At 68.3% G+C, this 15,315-nt stretch carries 10 protein-coding genes and 2 pseudogenes; 9 read left to right on the top strand and 3 right to left on the bottom strand.

The genetic code is table 11. The annotated features are described in order from the left end of the window. Window positions 1-772 precede the first annotated feature (772 nt). A pseudogene (locus tag AB0M29_RS18805) lies at window positions 773-1,087 on the bottom strand (3'(2'),5'-bisphosphate nucleotidase CysQ); the annotation flags it as partial. Window positions 1,088-1,419: 332 nt separating this feature from the next. On the opposite strand from AB0M29_RS18805, the gene AB0M29_RS18810 reads away from it, so the two are divergent. From AB0M29_RS18810 to AB0M29_RS18850, 9 genes and pseudogenes are all read left to right on the top strand, one after another. Beyond that, the gene (locus AB0M29_RS18810) at window positions 1,420-1,722 is read left to right on the top strand and encodes a helix-turn-helix domain-containing protein (protein WP_365383854.1); all 303 of its coding nucleotides are present in this window, start codon (window positions 1,420-1,422) and stop codon (window positions 1,720-1,722) included. Window positions 1,723-2,259: 537 nt separating this feature from the next. Next, window positions 2,260-3,993: a family 43 glycosylhydrolase gene (locus tag AB0M29_RS18815; protein ID WP_365383856.1), complete on the top strand. Its 1,734-nt coding sequence runs from the start codon at window positions 2,260-2,262 to the stop codon at window positions 3,991-3,993. A gap of 367 nt (window positions 3,994-4,360) precedes the next feature. Next, the gene (locus tag AB0M29_RS18820; protein WP_365383857.1) at window positions 4,361-5,842 is read left to right on the top strand and encodes an RICIN domain-containing protein; all 1,482 of its coding nucleotides are present in this window, start codon (window positions 4,361-4,363) and stop codon (window positions 5,840-5,842) included. Window positions 5,843-6,379: 537 nt separating this feature from the next. Further along, window positions 6,380-6,925: a hypothetical protein gene (locus AB0M29_RS18825; RefSeq protein WP_365384045.1), complete on the top strand. Its 546-nt coding sequence runs from the start codon at window positions 6,380-6,382 to the stop codon at window positions 6,923-6,925. Further along, window positions 6,856-7,548 carry a hypothetical protein gene (locus AB0M29_RS18830; RefSeq protein WP_365383859.1) on the top strand — a complete coding sequence of 231 codons (693 nt, stop codon included), beginning with the start codon at window positions 6,856-6,858 and terminating at the stop codon, window positions 7,546-7,548. The genes AB0M29_RS18825 and AB0M29_RS18830 overlap by 70 nt, the downstream gene beginning before the upstream one ends. 1,121 nt (window positions 7,549-8,669) lie before the next feature. Beyond that, window positions 8,670-8,924 (top strand): annotated as a pseudogene (locus AB0M29_RS18835) (hypothetical protein); the annotation flags it as partial. Between the two features lie 168 nt (window positions 8,925-9,092). Beyond that, entirely contained in the window at window positions 9,093-9,215 is a 123-nt protein-coding gene (locus AB0M29_RS18840) for a hypothetical protein (protein ID WP_365383861.1), read from the top strand. 458 nt (window positions 9,216-9,673) lie between these two features. Then, window positions 9,674-10,153 (top strand): hypothetical protein, encoded by a 480-nt coding sequence (locus tag AB0M29_RS18845; RefSeq protein ID WP_365383862.1) that lies wholly within the window; start codon window positions 9,674-9,676, stop codon window positions 10,151-10,153. 5 nt (window positions 10,154-10,158) lie between these two features. Then, entirely contained in the window at window positions 10,159-12,711 is a 2,553-nt protein-coding gene (locus tag AB0M29_RS18850) for a tetratricopeptide repeat protein (RefSeq protein ID WP_365383864.1), read from the top strand. Between the two features lie 27 nt (window positions 12,712-12,738). Here the strand turns inward: AB0M29_RS18850 and AB0M29_RS18855 are convergent, their stop codons facing one another. After that, window positions 12,739-13,428, bottom strand: a complete 690-nt coding sequence (locus AB0M29_RS18855; RefSeq protein WP_365383866.1) for a response regulator — start codon at window positions 13,426-13,428, stop codon at window positions 12,739-12,741. Further along, the gene (locus AB0M29_RS18860; protein ID WP_365383868.1) at window positions 13,425-15,113 is read right to left on the bottom strand and encodes a sensor histidine kinase; all 1,689 of its coding nucleotides are present in this window, start codon (window positions 15,111-15,113) and stop codon (window positions 13,425-13,427) included. Before AB0M29_RS18860 ends, AB0M29_RS18855 begins: the two co-directional genes overlap by 4 nt. Window positions 15,114-15,315 lie beyond the last annotated feature (202 nt).

Raw genomic sequence — 15,315 nt, forward strand, 5'->3', positions numbered from 1 at the left:
CACGTGACCGGGGCGCCAACGGGTCAGGAGGTGGAACGCCGCGGCCGGTGCGGCCACGAGCCCTTCGCCCCTGACGGACCGCCATGGGGCGGGGTGGGTCCGCTGCCGGCGGGCAGGTGCCCGGACCATCGGGGTGGAGGGGCCCGTCTGCTGGGCCGGTTGGCGGCTGTTCCTGCGGGGCACCGCGGCAAGCAGCCCGCGGACGTAGTGGCGCGTACGGGCGGCGATGTTCCACCCGGTTGAATCGATGGCGGCCGCAGCGCGGAACAGGTTCGCGGTAGCCGTGGCTGCGCATACTCGGGCCTCGGCCGCTAGGCACGGGGCTCTGGCTGTGAACCGCGCTGCCGCCCTCCCGAACAGTCGCCGTGGCGCGGGCCGACACCGCGTCCACGTCGACGTCTGGGTGCCGTACGACCAGGCCGAGGCGCGGATAGGGCACGGTGGAAGGTCGCTCGCTGCCGTTCCATAGGCGACCGTGATCGCCATCGCCGAACGCGCCGCCCATCTCCTCACCGCGGACGCGGAGTTCTGAGCCGGCGAGCACCCGGACCGGACCGACCGGACGGACCGCACTCGTCACAGCCGTCACAGAAGGGCCCACCACAAGGAGGCCGTCGCCGTCCCAGGCGATATACGAGGGCGTCCCGCGCGGGCTCGGGGCGCCACCGCCGCCACGCGAACCAGTAGAGGCCACCGAGAGCCTTGATCACCGCCAGCAAGGCCGGTACGACGAGCCGGTCGATCATGACGCGGGCTCCGCGACAGGGTGGTGGTGCAGGTGGTTGACGTTGCCCTCGGCCGGATCCACGACCCACCACTCACCAGGCGGCAGCGCCCCGCCGACCAGTTCGTCCTCCGCCCACCCGGCGTCCGGGCGCAGGTTCGTGAGGTGCGGGTGCAGGATGTCGAGAGCCAAATCGTCGTCGGCGGCCAGCGCGCGCATCAGCCCTTCGCGGCTGTCGTAGCGGACCCCCTCGCTGAAGCCCTCGAGCAGGGCCGAGCCCGCCGCGCGCACAGCGACGGCGGTCCGGTCGAGCACGTGGGCGTCAGAGACGGCGACGTCAGTGGTCTGAAGCGTTTCGGACATGGTGGTACTCCCGTCCGCAGAGGGGTGACGAAGCCGGTCGAGGGCGAAACTGCGCGTTGCTTCTTGCGCTCTCGTCTCGAAGGTAGACAGCCATCGAATTAACTCCAACAGCAGGTAAAGCATGGCTAGCGGGGCAGGGTCCTCTCGGTTCGTTCCCGACGAGGAAGAGAATGAGCTGAGGCGGTGGCCACCCACCAGGTCAGCCGGTGCTCACCTGGTGCTCAACGTCGCGGGCCTGGCCGTAGACCTCGCGCTTCCACATCCACTCGACGATGCGGTTACGACCCGCGTCCGCTGGCATGCCTGAAGGCGCTACTGAACTTGGTTGGGTGATGTCGGTGCCGTTCGCCTGGCAGTCGGCTGTCGGCACCGGTAGCCCTGGGCGTGAGGTACGCGCAGGGCGGCTGACTGACCGACGCCGAGAGAACTACGCGGGAGTGGTTGCGGCTCCGGCCGTGGAGCGTTTCGAGAGCGGGCAGAAGAACGCGGAGGTTGCCGCTGCCCTGCGGATCAGTGTGCGGTCGGTTGAGCGGTGGCGTCGGGCCTGGCGCGAGGGCGGTGGGGCCGGGGTTCTGTTGATGGGGTCGCCGGGAAGACGGTGCCTGGGCCCGGTATCGCACGGGCTTCGGCGGTGATCGCGCTGCACCTGATTGAGGCTGTCTTCCGGCGTTCCGACCGAGGTTCCGAACAGAAACGAACATCTCCCGGTGTGCTCATTGCGGACGAGATGCCCTCTTTCGGCGAGTCATGTCACAGCTCTTGACGCCCGATCCGCCCCCTCCTAACTTAATCCAACGTAAACACCCGTCATACAACCCCGTCATCCAACACATCTTCACATGCTTGACTCGGCGGGGACCTGCTCCCCTGCGAGGGCGCAGCCATAGGCCCCTTGCGCACCCTGCGGGTGCCCCGGCGGGCCGAACATGTCTGACACAGCCAGCCCTTGTACACAAAGCCCGGTCAGCGCCGCAGCCGCGCTCACCGTTGGAGAGGGCTGTCATTGGTTGCTCAAAACGGCCCTGGGCCGATAGGAGGCTGCGATGCGAAGACGACTCATGGTGCGGATAGCGGCACTCACCGCTGGCATTGCGGCGGTACTGGGAACAACAGTGGCCGCGTCAGCGGGTGATGCCGCCGGCGCGAGCCCTCCCCCCGGGCATGCTGGAACGGTGAACCTCGTACCCGGTGCGGCGTGGAGCGATCAGAACGGCGCCCTGGCCCAACTACACGGCGTCGGCATCCTCAAGGACGGCAGCACCTACTACGCCTACGGCGAGGACAAGTCAGCCGGCGGAACCTACACCGCCGTCGCCTGCTACTCCTCTTCCGACCTGGCGTCCTGGACTCGGCACAGCGACTCTCTGAGCCGCCAGGACAGCGGTGACCTCGGGCCGAACCGGGTCATCGAGCGCCCCAAGGTCATCCGGAACCCGCGCAGCGGCCAGTACGTGATGTACATGCACGTCGACTCGTCAGACTACGGCGACGCCCGGGTCGGCGTGGCTACAAGCAGTACCCCGTGCGGCCCGTACACCTACCGCGGCAGCGTTCGGCCGCTTGGACAGCAGAGCCGCGACATCGGCCTGTTCCAGGACACCGACGGCGCGGGCTACCTGCTCACTGAGGACCGGGCCAACGGGCTGCGCATCGACCGGCTCTCGGACGACTACCTGACGGTGGCGTCCTCGGTCGCCGTGCTCGCCGATCTGGAGGCGCCGGCGATGGTGAAGGTGCATGGCACCTACTACCTGTTCGCCTCGCACCTGACGGGGTGGGGCACCAATGACAATGTCTACGCCACCGCCTCTTCCCCGTCCGGCCCGTGGTCGGCGTGGAAGCCGTTCGCACCGACCGGATCGCAGACTTTCAACTCTCAGACCAGCTTCGTCCTGCCGGTCACAGGCCGGCACGGGACCAGCTACGTGTTCATCGGGGACCGCTGGTACTCCAGTCACCTGTACGACTCCGCTCCGATCTGGCTCCCGATGACGATCGGCGGAGGAGCCGCGAGCCTGTCCTGGCAGCGGGCCTGGTCGATCGATGTCAACGCCGGCACGTGGAGTCCGCAGCGCACCTACACCACCTACGAAGCGGACTCGGACGCAGTTCTGGGCGACGGGGCCGCCGTGGTCGCGTGTACGGCATGCACAGGCAGTTCGGCCGTCGGAAAGTTGGGAATGCCGTCTTCTTCCCCGTTCACCTACGACGACTTCGATCCCGCCCTGAAGTACACGGGAACCTGGACTCCTGCGACCAACCAGGACTGGTCGCAGGAGGACTACGACCAGACCGAGACGTACAGCACCACTGCCGACGACAGCGTCAGCGTGGCGTTCACGGGGACGCAGGCCCAGTGGATCGGCCCGAAGAACACCAACGGCGGCATCGCGGATGTCTACCTGGACGGCTCGAAGGTCGCCACCGTGGACACGTACACCGCCGGCGGCAAGTCGTACCAGCAAGTGCTCTATTCCGCCTCCGGCCTGGCCGCAGGTGACCACACCTTGACCATCAAGGTCACCGGCCAGAAGAACCCGGCGTCCAGCGCTGACACCATCGTCGTCGACGCGATCAACCTGCCTGGCTCAAGCCAGACAGCCAAGGCGGGCAGCGTGCAGATGAGCGACGTCACCGTCGATCACTCCGGCGAGTACACGCTCCAAATTTCCTACGCCAACCCGGATGCGGCCAATCGCTATGCCTACCTGAGTGTCAACGGCACCCCGCCGGTGAAGCTCGCCTTCCCCACCACCGGAGGGACTTCGGCTGTGAACACCGCTGTCGCCCGTGTACGCCTGAAGGCCGGAGGCCAGGGCAACACTCTCCGCTTCACCAACCCGGGTGGGCCGGCACCCGTCATCGACACCGTCTCTGTGCCTGCGCCCGAGGCTTCTGGAAGCTGACCGCTGTGGGCATGTGCGTGCTCCTTGAATGCGTCCGGGCTGGGAATGAACCGCCACCCCAAATGCTCCTCAGCTTACGTCGGCGCATTGTGGTCAGACCACAAACACTTCGCGGGGAGCGGGCGCGCAGCGGCGGCCTCGGCGCCGGGCCTGGTCGCCACGCAAGTGGCTCGATGCCTACGGGCAGGCACGGTCAACGGCACCAAGATCGATATCTACGCCTTCAACGGCGGTGCCGACCAGAAGCGGTCGCGGGGCTGACCGTCGATGGAGATCGGCCTGACTACGGCTCAAGCGCCCGAGTCCACCCACTCATCCTCGTGCGCGCTCCGACGCGACCCCCGACCTCAACGGAAAGGTGCTACCCATGATCATCAGGACACGGCACCGCAGACATGCAGCCCGCCGGTGGCGGGCCGCGCTGGTCGTTTTCCTCACCCTGTTCGGGACTCTAGCGGTGTTGCTACTGCCCGCCACGCAAGCGAGCGCGGTATCCGCGTCGTTCACACTAGGAGTAACCAGGACCGACCAGAACGGTCACACCCCCCAGCTGCATGGCCTCGGCATCGTCAAGGTCGGCAACACCTGGTACGGCTTTGGAGAGGACAAGACAGGAGAGAACTCCTCCAACACCTCTTTCCAAGACATCCCCTGCTACACCTCGACCGACCTGGCCAACTGGACGTACCAGGGCGTGGCGCTGACCAAGCAGGGCAGCGGCGACCTGGGCCCCAACCGGATCGTGGAGCGGCCGAAGGTCATCTACAACGCCTCGACCAGCACATACGTGATGTACATACACATCGACAGCACGGACTACTCCGAAGCGAAGGTCGGCGTGGCGACCAGCAGTACCCCCTGCGGCCCTTACAGCTACCGGGGCAGTTTCCGTCCGCTGGGCTTCCAGAGCCGGGACATCGGCCTGTTCCAGGACACCGACGGCAGCGCCTATTTGCTGACCGAGGACCGCGCCAGCGGGCTGCGTATCGACAGACTCTCGGACGACTACCTCTCCGTCACCAGCGCTGTGGCGCTGCTGCCCGGCGCCGAGGCCCCGGCCATGGTGAAGACGGGCGGCAGGTACTACCTGCTCGGCTCGCAAATGACGGGGTGGGCCACCAACGACAACATGTACTCCACTGCCACCTCCCTGAGCGGACCCTGGTCCGCCTTCCGGGACTTCGCCGCACCCGGCACCAATACCTACAACAGCCAGACGGCGAACATCATCACCGTGCAAGGTGCCTCGGGCACCACGTACATCTACGCGGGCGACCGCTGGAGCACCAGTGATCTCGGAAGCTCCCAGCTGATCTGGCTCCCGCTGACCATCAGGGGAACGACGGTGAACCTCGGCCAGTACCCCACCTGGTCGCTCGACGTCTCCGCCGGAACCTGGACGCCGAACAGCGGAGTGCCTGCCGCCGGCGTCCACACCCTCACCAACGCCGGCAGTTCGATGCGGATGGACGCCTCCGGCTCCTCGACCTCCAACGGCGCCCCGGTCATCCAGTGGCCGTCCAATGGTGGCGCCAACCAGAAATGGACCCTCGCCAAAGTGGCGGACAACATCTACACGCTGATCAACACCAACAGCGGACTGTGCCTGGACGTGCCGAACCAGTGGACGGACTCCGGCGTTCACCTGCAACAGTGGACCTGCAACGGTGGGACCAACCAGCAGTGGTCCCTCGACCTGGTCGGCAGCCTCTCCGGCAGCAACTACATGCTCGTCGGGGTGGGCAGCGGCCTGAACATCGGCGTCGCGGGCTCGACGACCCAGCGAGCGGCGGTGGACCAGGAGAACACCGGCGCGAGCACGAACAGCCTTACCTGGACCTTCTCCTGAACCCTCAGTCGCTGATGTTGTGCCGATCTTGGACCTCGTTTCGAACGCGATTCCCGTTCGGGTGATCTCGCGGGTTCGGTGCACAGGGGTGGGGCCTTCTGAACAGCTCGTTGGTGTCGAATCACCGAGCAGCGTCAGGAGGCCCCGGTATTGGAGTGTTCCGTGTCGATGGCCTGGTCCGGGGGCATCTTGGCGGAGAGGCCCTGCGGCCGCCTGATGGAGGATCGCCCGGGCTACCGAGGCACCGCGAGGCAGGAGATTCGGATAGGTGAAGTTGTGCGGGCGGCGATATGACCCTCTGTCAGGCACTCTGTCGGGTGCCTGCGCGGGTGCTTACCGTTGTGTCCGGACACCGCCAGGACTACAGAACGGGGGCACTATGCGGGTGAACGCGATTGCGGCGAACCCTGTGGTGCAGGAGGGAAACCGTGGCGGTGACGAGGACGGGCACCCGGGGACTCCGTGGACGCCTCCGCAGGAGCCTCCGTCGCCTGACGGGGACATCCCGCCTGGGGACGGAACGCACCGAAAGTGACGATGACCGGTCGCACCGTTCGGCCCGGTTGGGCGGCGCTGGTGCGCTCCCTGCTCGACAGCGGTGCGTTGGCGCCGCAGTGGGCGGAGGCCCTTACCGCGGTGGACCGCGCCCGGTTCCTGCCGCCGGTGATGTGGCCCTACGACATGGAGACCAGAACAAGCACGGGCGTCAACTGCGAGGTTGACGCCGGGCGCTGGTACGGCTACGTCGATGCGAACGTGCCGATCACCACGCAGTGGGACGACGGCCGCCACGAGGGTGCCGCTGTGGGCACGGCGCCGACGTCGTCGGCATCCGCGCCCTCTGTGGTCGCCGCGATGCTGCGCGACCTGGACGTGCGCGACGGTATGCGTGTCCTGGAAATCGGTACCGGCACCGGATGGCACGCCGCCCTCCTTCCCGCTATCTCGGCGACAGCCACGTCACCACCGTTGAGGTGGATCCTTCTGTTGCGACCGCCCTGCACGACGCCCACGTGCACCCGCAGGTTGTCGTCGGTGACGGGCTGCTCGGGCACCCGCCGGGCGCCCCCTACGACAGGGTGATCGCGACGATGGCGGTGCGCTCGATTCCCTACACATGGGTGCAGCAGACAGCCCCCGCAGGAGTGATCGTGACACCCTGGGGCACCCACTACTCCCACGCCGACGCCGTGGTGCGCCTGGTAGTGGCCGATGATCAGAGTAGCGCTGAGGGGCGGTTCACCCGGCCGGTGGAATTCATGAAGGCGCGCGCCCACCGGTTGGCGCGGGCGCCGCATGCTGAGTATGTCCCCGGCGGGGACGTCGCCGCGGCGGCCGACTGCGTCACCACCACCGGTCTGACCGCTGAGGATCTTGGCCACCCGTTCCGCTTCGTGGCGGGCCTGAGCGTCGGGCGCGACTGCGTCAGCTTCACCGACAGGCGAGGCCCCAGCGTCAGCTTCTGGCTGTACGGGATCTCTGACCGCTCCTGGGCCGCGGCCGTTCTGCACGACGAGCAGTCGGAGTCCACGGTCTACCAGGGCGGGCCCCGCCGCCTGTGGGACCACCTCGAGGCCGCCCACTACGGGTGGGCCGAGGCCGGCAAGCCTGACGTCACCCGGTTCGGTATGACTGTGACAGCCGAGCACGAGCGGGTGTGGCTCGATAGTCCGCAGCACCTGGTGTCAGGAACGCTGGCAGGTTGACGGTGGTGCCTGTCGGCCCCTGCCAGTTGACGTTCACTCCCCGCGGTGTCGCAGCCCTTCGAAGACGACGAGGAACGGCGCTACGAAGCTGGATGCTTGAACCGGACTGGAGTGACCGAGGATGACGATCAGCACGCCGGCGGTTAAGGCCGAGCAGTACATGACCAGGTGCATGGTGGGTCGAGGTGGCGGAGCCTGCGATCTGGGCATACTGGTGGTGCTCCCGTCTTTCCGAGTCGGATGAGGCGGGCCGCCCGTATCGTTTCGCCGCGCTGCGGGTGGCCCACCGAGTTCCTGTTCGTGTGGCTCCACATGCACCATCACGGACCAACAAAGAAGCCGTCGCCTGACCGGCAACGGCTCGTACTCAGACCGACCTTGAAGTGCCTGTGGCTTTGCGGTCGATCTGGGCTCTGACCTGCTGGTATTCCTGCCGAGATCGCGAACGATCCGTGACTTCCATGGTGTACCCGACACCCCTCTCAGGCAAACCCACGCCCCTGGGCCTACGCCGAACGGTGGTCGTCTGTAAGCGACTTGGGTAAGACCGGCCGCCTGGCCACCGCACATGGCGGCGTTCTTCGGTCGCGACAAGATCGTGGTCGCCAAGGCCAGCACACTCGTCTTCGGGCGCTCCTTCCGCGAGGGCGGCTTCATCAACCGGCCCACGAGGTTACGCCGACCAGTGCGTATGCCCAGTTCGTGTATTCGGCCGGGGGTAAGGAACACGGCCGGATGGGTGGGATGCGCACGTGCATCCGCGCGGCCCGCATGATGGGAATACGCGGCAGTGCGCGAGATCTTCGCGGAGACTCTGCACGACCTGATCGCCCCAGTCATCTACAACACAGCCTGACCATGCGCGTACAGCGACTCGGTGACCGACATCCCTGCCAGTCGGGGGCGGGCGGTTTCAGGCGGTGGCAGATGGGTGTCCAACTGGTCGGTGGGGCTGCCTTTGCCTGGGTGGGCGGTGTGGACATACTCCACGGCTGTGGGTCGCGGATGCCGAAGATCTCCAGGTGGCGCCACCGGTGCGAGGCAAGCGGGGACCAGCCCTGCCGCCGCCCTGACCTGGCGTTGGGTGACCGCGGCTACCACCACGACAAGTTGGGTCGTCTCGTCTGCGACCTCGGCTGTTGCCGCTGATCAACCGTCGCGGCACTGAGCACGGCTCGGGCCTCGGCAGGCAACGCTCGGTTGTGGAGCGCGGGTTCGCCCACCTGCACTGGTTTCGCCGTTGGCGGATCCGCTGGGAGAACCGCGACGACGTCCACGAAGCGTTCCTCGATCTCGGGTGCGCCCGGCCTGACTGCCTGAGGGCCTGGGCTACGGCGTCAACTCCCTGTCGGCTGTGGCGGGTTGCGATAAAATAGCTGCACAACCTCCTGTTTCCCAGGACACGGGGTGGGGGCCGGGGCGGCGACAAGGGACGCCGCCCCGGCTCCTCCGCCCTCACGGGCGAGTCGGTAGCCCCTACCGACTCGGCAGCGGACCGGCCTTGCCGGTGGCGCTGTTCATCCTGGGAAAAGGTGGAGGTTGAGATGGCCGAGAAGGAGAAGGAGTCGTGGGCTAAGCAATTAGCAGGGCGGTTCGTGGTGGCGCTTGCAGTGAAAGTGGTGTGGGCAGCCGTGACGCGGATCGGCCTTCGCGACGACGTCATCTGATCGTGCGCCGTCGGACTGGTCCCCGGTATCCCTTAGCCGGGGACCAGTTCTCTTCTGGCCGGGGCGGCCACAGCATCGCTCGGGGAAGTCTGAGGGCTTGTCCGGCAGGTCACGCCGCTCGGTGTGGTGCGCCGGTTCGACGGCGGCGGAAACGCGGACTACATCCACACCGACCCCTTGTCCAGCTCCGCCGGCGTCTACCTCCGGAACGGCGGTGACGGCCACGGCGGCTGGAACGACCTCGGCCAGGTGGCCAGCGGATCCGGGAGGTCCACGTTGCCTCGTCGAGTGACTTCGCCACCTGGCGGATGATCCTCAGCCCGGTTTCCCGCTCACGAATCCGCCAGCGAGCGCGGGCGCCAGGAGGCGGCATGTGGTGACGGGTGGGAACTCTCGGTTCCTTCCCGCTCGTCCGTTCCTAGTAATAACCTCATGACGGAATGTGAAGGTGGTGCGGAGTGGACCCGGTATCGGTAGGGCTGCTGGCGGCGCTGGCCGGCGGGGCTGGCGGGGAGCTCGGGCGGCAGGCCTGGGCGGGGTTGACGGCTTTGGTGCGGCGTCCGTTCCGCCGCGACGCCGGTGAACAGGCGCCGGTGGTCAGTTCCGGGGAGGCGGAGCTGGCACGGCTGGAACAGGATCCGGCAGACGACCAGCAAGCGCAGGCGCTGAGCGCCGCACTCGCGGTGCGGGCCGCGCTGGATTCGGACTTCCGCACCGGCCTTGAAGCCTGGCAGGCGCAGGCCAAGCTGGTGAGAACTGGCGACGGCACGTTGCACAACTCCATCAGCGGTGGTACGCAGCACGGGCCGGTGCTGCAGGGCCGGGACTTCTCCGGCCTGTCTTTCACTGCCCCGCCTTCCGGGCCCTCCGCACCTGCCGCGCAGCCCGCGGCCGGTACCGGCGACAGCGACAGCACCTCCCGAGCGGCGCGGGGTTGACCGGCGTGGGGCGGACAGAGGCAGCGCGCGACGGCGCGGCGGATGGCGGGGTCAGCAACACGATCAGCGGCGGGATCTTCTTCCACGCGGTCATCCAGGGCCGGAACGTCACCGTGCAGCTGCCGCCGCAGATCACCCCGGCCCTGTCCGGACTGCCCGCCCCCTCCACCGCCTTCACCGGCCGCGACCAAGACGTCGGCCGGCTGCTGGAGAATTTGGCCCCGGGCGCGAGCGGCCCGGACGCCGGGCGGGCAGTGCTGGTGACCGCCGTGTCCGGTCTGGCCGGCATCGGCAAGACCGAACTGGCCATCCAGACCGCCGCCCGGGCCCGCAAGAAGCCGGGCTGGTTCCCCGGCGGGGTGCTCTTCACCGACCTGTTCGGCTACGACCCCGAGCGCCGCCTGTCTCCCGAACGGGCCCTTGAGGGCTTGCTGCGCGCACTGGGCATGCCCGGCGATCACATACCCGACGGTCTGCAGGACCGGCAGCGGCTGTACCGCAGTGTGCTGGCCGCCTACGCCGAACGCCAGCAGCGGATCCTGGTGGTCGTCGACAACGCTTCCTCCGCCGAGCAGGTCCGCCCGCTGCTGCCTACCGACGGGGTGACCGCGGCTCTTGTCACCTCCCGCCACACGCTCGACGGACTCGACGCCCGCCTCCACGACCTCGACATTCTTGAGGAGTCGGCCTCCATCGCCCTGCTCGACCAGGCGTTACGCCACGCCCGAGGAGACGGTGACACCCGCATTGCCGACGATCGGGAAGCGGCCACGCTGATTGCCCGTCTCTGTGCGGGTCTGCCGCTGGCCCTGCGTATCGCCGCCGCCGTCCTGGCTGCCGCGCCTGCCCGTCCCGCGACCTCCCTGGCCACCGCCCTTGAGGCCGAGCACACCCGCCTGGACAAGCTGACCCGCCCCGACCGGGCCGTACGGGCGGCCTTCGACTTGTCCTATCGACTCCTCGACGGTGATCACGCCCGGCTGTTCCGGCTGCTGCCCCTCAACCCCGGCCCCGACCTGTCCACCGAAGCCGCCGCCCACCTTGCCGGCACCGACACGGACAGGGCCGAAGAACTGCTGCAAAACCTGGCCGACGCGCACCTGGTCGAGCCCGGGCGGGTCTGGAGCCGCTGGCGGATGCACGACCTGGTCCGGCTCTTCTCCGACGAGGTCGGCCGCGCCCGCGCCACGGACGACGGCCGGGATGCGGCGCTGGCGCGATTGCTCGACCACTACCTCACTGCCGCTCAGGCGGCCGACATCCACCTGGTGACAACGCCGGGCCTGACCCTCCCGGACACGTTCACCGACCGCGATCAGGCGCTGGCGTGGCTGGATGCCGAACGGAACAACCTCGTCGCCGCCGCCACGGCCGCCCCCGCACAACACGCCGCCGCGACAGGTCTTGTACTGGCTCTCGGCGCGTTCTTCGACCTGCGCCAGTACGCCAACGACTGGATCCACCTCAGTACTGTCGCCGTCGCTGTCTGCCGTGAGGCCGGAGACCGTCGCAACGAGAGAGGAGCGCTCGAAGGTCTGGGGCGCGCCCTCATCCGTGCGGGCAGGTTCAACGAAGCTGTCGACACCTTCACGGCGGTTCTCGATCTCTGCCGAGAGGCCGGAGACCGCCACGCGGAAGCCGCGACGTTGAGCAATCTCGGACAGGCCCTGGCGTCCCTGGAGAAGTACGTGGAGGCTGCCAATGTCCTCACCGATGCTGCGGGCATTTTCGAGGAGGTGGGGGACAGCCTGGGCGGAGCCAGGGTGGTGGGCATCTTGGGGTCCATCCACATCGAACTGGGCGGATCCGAGGAGGCCGTCGGCTACATGTCCGAGGTTGTCGCTCACTGGAGAGAGGTGGGCGACCGCCACGCAGAGGGCGTGACGCTGGACACCCTCGGGCTGGCCCTGGTCGGCGCCCGCAGGTTCGGGGAGGGAGTCAAGGCTCACACCGATGCCGTTGCCCTCTTCCGTGAGTGCGGTGACCCGCACGGGGAGGCACTCGCTCTGAACAACCTCGGGGCCGCGTTGATCCGGATGCGTGAATTCGACGGGGCCGCCGACGCCGTCCTCGGTGCTGCTCGTCTCGCCAAGGGGATCGGAAATCCTCGATGCGAGGCCATGGCGCAGGCCAACTTCGGGCAACTTCTTGTCCAGAAGCGGAGCTTCGACGAGGCCGTCGCTCCGCTCACCACCGCTGTCAGCCTCTTCCGCGAAATCGGCGACCGCCGCAGCGCCGCCTCCACACTGAATCTCCTTGGCCACGCCCTCGCCGAAGAAGGCCGATTCGATGAGGCCGCAGACGTTGGTACGCAGGACGCGTCGCTGTGCCGGGAGCTGGGCGACCGCCACGGCGAAGGCATCGCGTGGAAGAACGTCGGGCTCAGTCTGTGTCAAGTCCGCAGGCTCGACGAGGCCATTGAGGCTCTTTCCACCGCTGCTGCCATCTTTCGAGAGACCGGCGATCGGCGCCGCGAAGCCGAAGTACGACACCAGGTAGCGCTGGCCCGCCCCGCACGTGGTCGGCCCAAGCAGCGCAAGCGTCGTGGTGCGAGATGACAGCGCGGTGTCACTTCGCCCAGTGGTTCAGCGCGTGATGAGGTAGCGGTGTTCGGGGCGGCCGTTGGTGCCGTAGCGGAGTTCCAGGCGGGCCGTACCTTCCTTGACGAGGTAGGACAGATAGCGTTGTGCTGTGGCGCGGGATACGCCGGTTGCTTCGGCGGCCTCGGCGGCCGACAGGGCGCTGCGGCTGGCGCGTAGGGCCTGGTGGATCGCGCTGAGGGTGGGGGCGGAGTGGCCTTTGGACGGGATGCGGGGGACTGCCGGTGGGCGGGCGGCACTGAACAGAGCGTCCACGTCGGCCTGGTCCGCCGTGGCCGCCTGGCTGAGCGCGTCCACGCGGTCGCGGAGTTGGCGATAGGTGGTGAGGCGTTCGGCGAGGTCGGCGGAGCCGAAGGGTTTCACCAGGTAGCCGACGGCTCCGAGTTTCATCGCGGCCCGGACGGAGGAGATGTCGTGGTCTGCGGTGATCACCAGGGCGTCGGGGCGGGTGGCGACCTGGTCCTGGCTGAGGTGCCGCAGGACGTCGAGCCCGCTGCCGTCGGGCAGGAAGATGTCGAGCAGCAGCAGGTCCGGCCGCAGGGCGGGGACCGCGAGCAGGGCATCGGCCACGGTCTCGGCTCGGCCGACCACGTCGAAGCCCTGGACGCGGCGCACGTAGTCGCTGTGGATCTGGCCGACGCGGAAGTCGTCGTCCACTACGAGGGTCCGGATCATCGGAGGTCACTTCCCATCGGCAACGCCTTCGTGGACAGTGCGGCCCCTGGCGCCGGCGCTGTGCCCGGTTGCGCGCCTTGTTGTGTGCCTTGTTGTGGCAGTACGACCGTGAAGACCGCGCCTGGGCCTTCGCTGACGGTGATGGTGCCGCTGTGTCGCTGCACCAGACGGTGCACCAGTGCGAGCCCCAGGCCGCGTCGCGCGGTGCCCCGCTCGGGGCGGGTGGACCAGCCGTCCTCGAAGATCGACTGTGCGGTGCCGGGGGCGATGCCCCGGCCGTTGTCCGCCACGCGCACCACGATCTGGCCGTCGCCCTCGGTCACCGTGAGCAGGATCCTGCGTCCGTCGTCCGCGGGAGGTGCCTCGGCCGTCGCGTCGACGGCGTTGTCGAGCAGGTTGCCGACGATGGTCAGCAGCCGCCGCAGGTGTGGGGGGTCGTCGCTGAGCGCGGAGTCGTCGGTGAGGACGACCCTTACCCCGCGTTCGGCGGCGACCGTGGTCTTGGCCACGATGAGTCCGACCATCAGGGGGTTTCCGATGTGGCGGCGTACGGCTTCGGTGAGGGCCTGTCCGGAGCGGGCGGTGTCGATGGCGTAGTCGTACGCGGACTTGTGGTCGCCGATGTCCAGCAGCCCGGCCACGGTGTGCATCCGGTTGGTGAACTCGTGCTGCTGGGCCCGCAGGGCGTCGGTCAGCCCGCGTACGGAGTCCAGTTCGCGCAGCAGGCCGATCAGCTCGGTGCGGTCCCGTACGGTGACCACGGCGCCCAGTTCGCGGCCGTGCAGGGTGACGGGCATGCGGTTGACGACCAGGCAGTGGTCGTCGGTCAGGACGCTGACGTCGGCGCCGGTGAGGGTGCCGTCCAGGGCGCGGCGCAGGCGGCCGTCGGGCAGGACCTCCTCCAGCCGGTGGCCGAGCGCGGTGCCGATGCCGAGCAGGCGCCGGGCCTCGTCGTTGACGACGGTGATCCGCCCGTCGGGGGCGAAGGCGACGACGCCTTCTCGGATGCCGTGGAGCATGGCTTCGCGGTCCTGCATCAGGCAGGCGAGCTCCTCCAGTTCCAGCCCGAACGTGGCCCGCTTCAGCCGCCGCGCCAGCAGGTAGGCGGCCGCGGCGCCGATGGCGGTGGCGAGCGCGGCGTACAGGCCGAAGGTGGGCAGCTCGTTCCACAGTTCGCCGAGCACGTCGCGTTCCGGCAGGCCCACCGACACCTCGCCGATCAGTGCGCCGGAGGGGCTGTACAGGGGGGCCTTGCCGTTGGCGGACCGGCCCGTCGCGCCCTGGTCGATGCCGACGTGCGGGTGGCCGTCCTTCACCACGATCGGCTCCGCGACCGGTTTGCCGATCAGGGCCGCGATGGGGTGGGAGTGACGTATGCGGTGCATGTCGATCACGACCACGTACGACGCCCCCGAGGCCCGGCCGATGCGTTGGGCGACCGACTGCACCACGGCGTCGTCACCGTACTGCGTGCCGTGCTGGATCTGCGGATCCGCGGCGGTGATCTTGGCGACTGCCAGGGCGCGCTGCTCGTAGGAGTGGTCGAGTTCGGCCCGCTGGGCGAACGCGAACAGGATGAAGCCGATCAGGCCCGTGAGCGCGAGGATGACCAGTTGGTTGGCGAGGATCCGGGTGGAAAGCCTCCGCCTTCCGCTGGGTCCTGCCCGGAATCGGATGGGTGTCACGGGGTACCTCTTCGCTGCGGTGGTGCGTCATGCCGGACCGGCCCGTACCGGATGGGCGGGTGGCGTGATTGTGCCGCATGGCCGGGACGCTGCCCACCCTTCACCCGCTGAGCAAAACGAGCAGAAGTCCCCGTTACGCGGCTATCGCGAGATAGCTCGGAAACAGCGCGGTAACGCGCGCCGCTCTCTAGCGTCTGCCTTC

The sequence above is a fragment of the Streptomyces sp. NPDC051976 genome (genome assembly GCF_040680795.1).
Classification (GTDB): Bacteria; Actinomycetota; Actinomycetes; order Streptomycetales; family Streptomycetaceae; genus Actinacidiphila.

Bases quoted from the DNA above. Each gene is read 5' to 3' on its own strand.
- AB0M29_RS18820 (WP_365383857.1), top strand. From the start codon at position 4,361: ATGATCATCAGGACACGGCACCGCAGACATGCAGCCCGCCGGTGGCGG.
- AB0M29_RS18855 (WP_365383866.1), bottom strand. From the start codon at position 13,428: ATGATCCGGACCCTCGTAGTGGACGACGACTTCCGCGTCGGCCAGATC.
- AB0M29_RS18825 (WP_365384045.1), top strand. From the start codon at position 6,380: ATGACCGGTCGCACCGTTCGGCCCGGTTGGGCGGCGCTGGTGCGCTCC.
- AB0M29_RS18840 (WP_365383861.1), top strand. From the start codon at position 9,093: ATGGCCGAGAAGGAGAAGGAGTCGTGGGCTAAGCAATTAGCAGGGCGG.
- AB0M29_RS18810 (WP_365383854.1), top strand. From the start codon at position 1,420: ATGTCGGTGCCGTTCGCCTGGCAGTCGGCTGTCGGCACCGGTAGCCCT.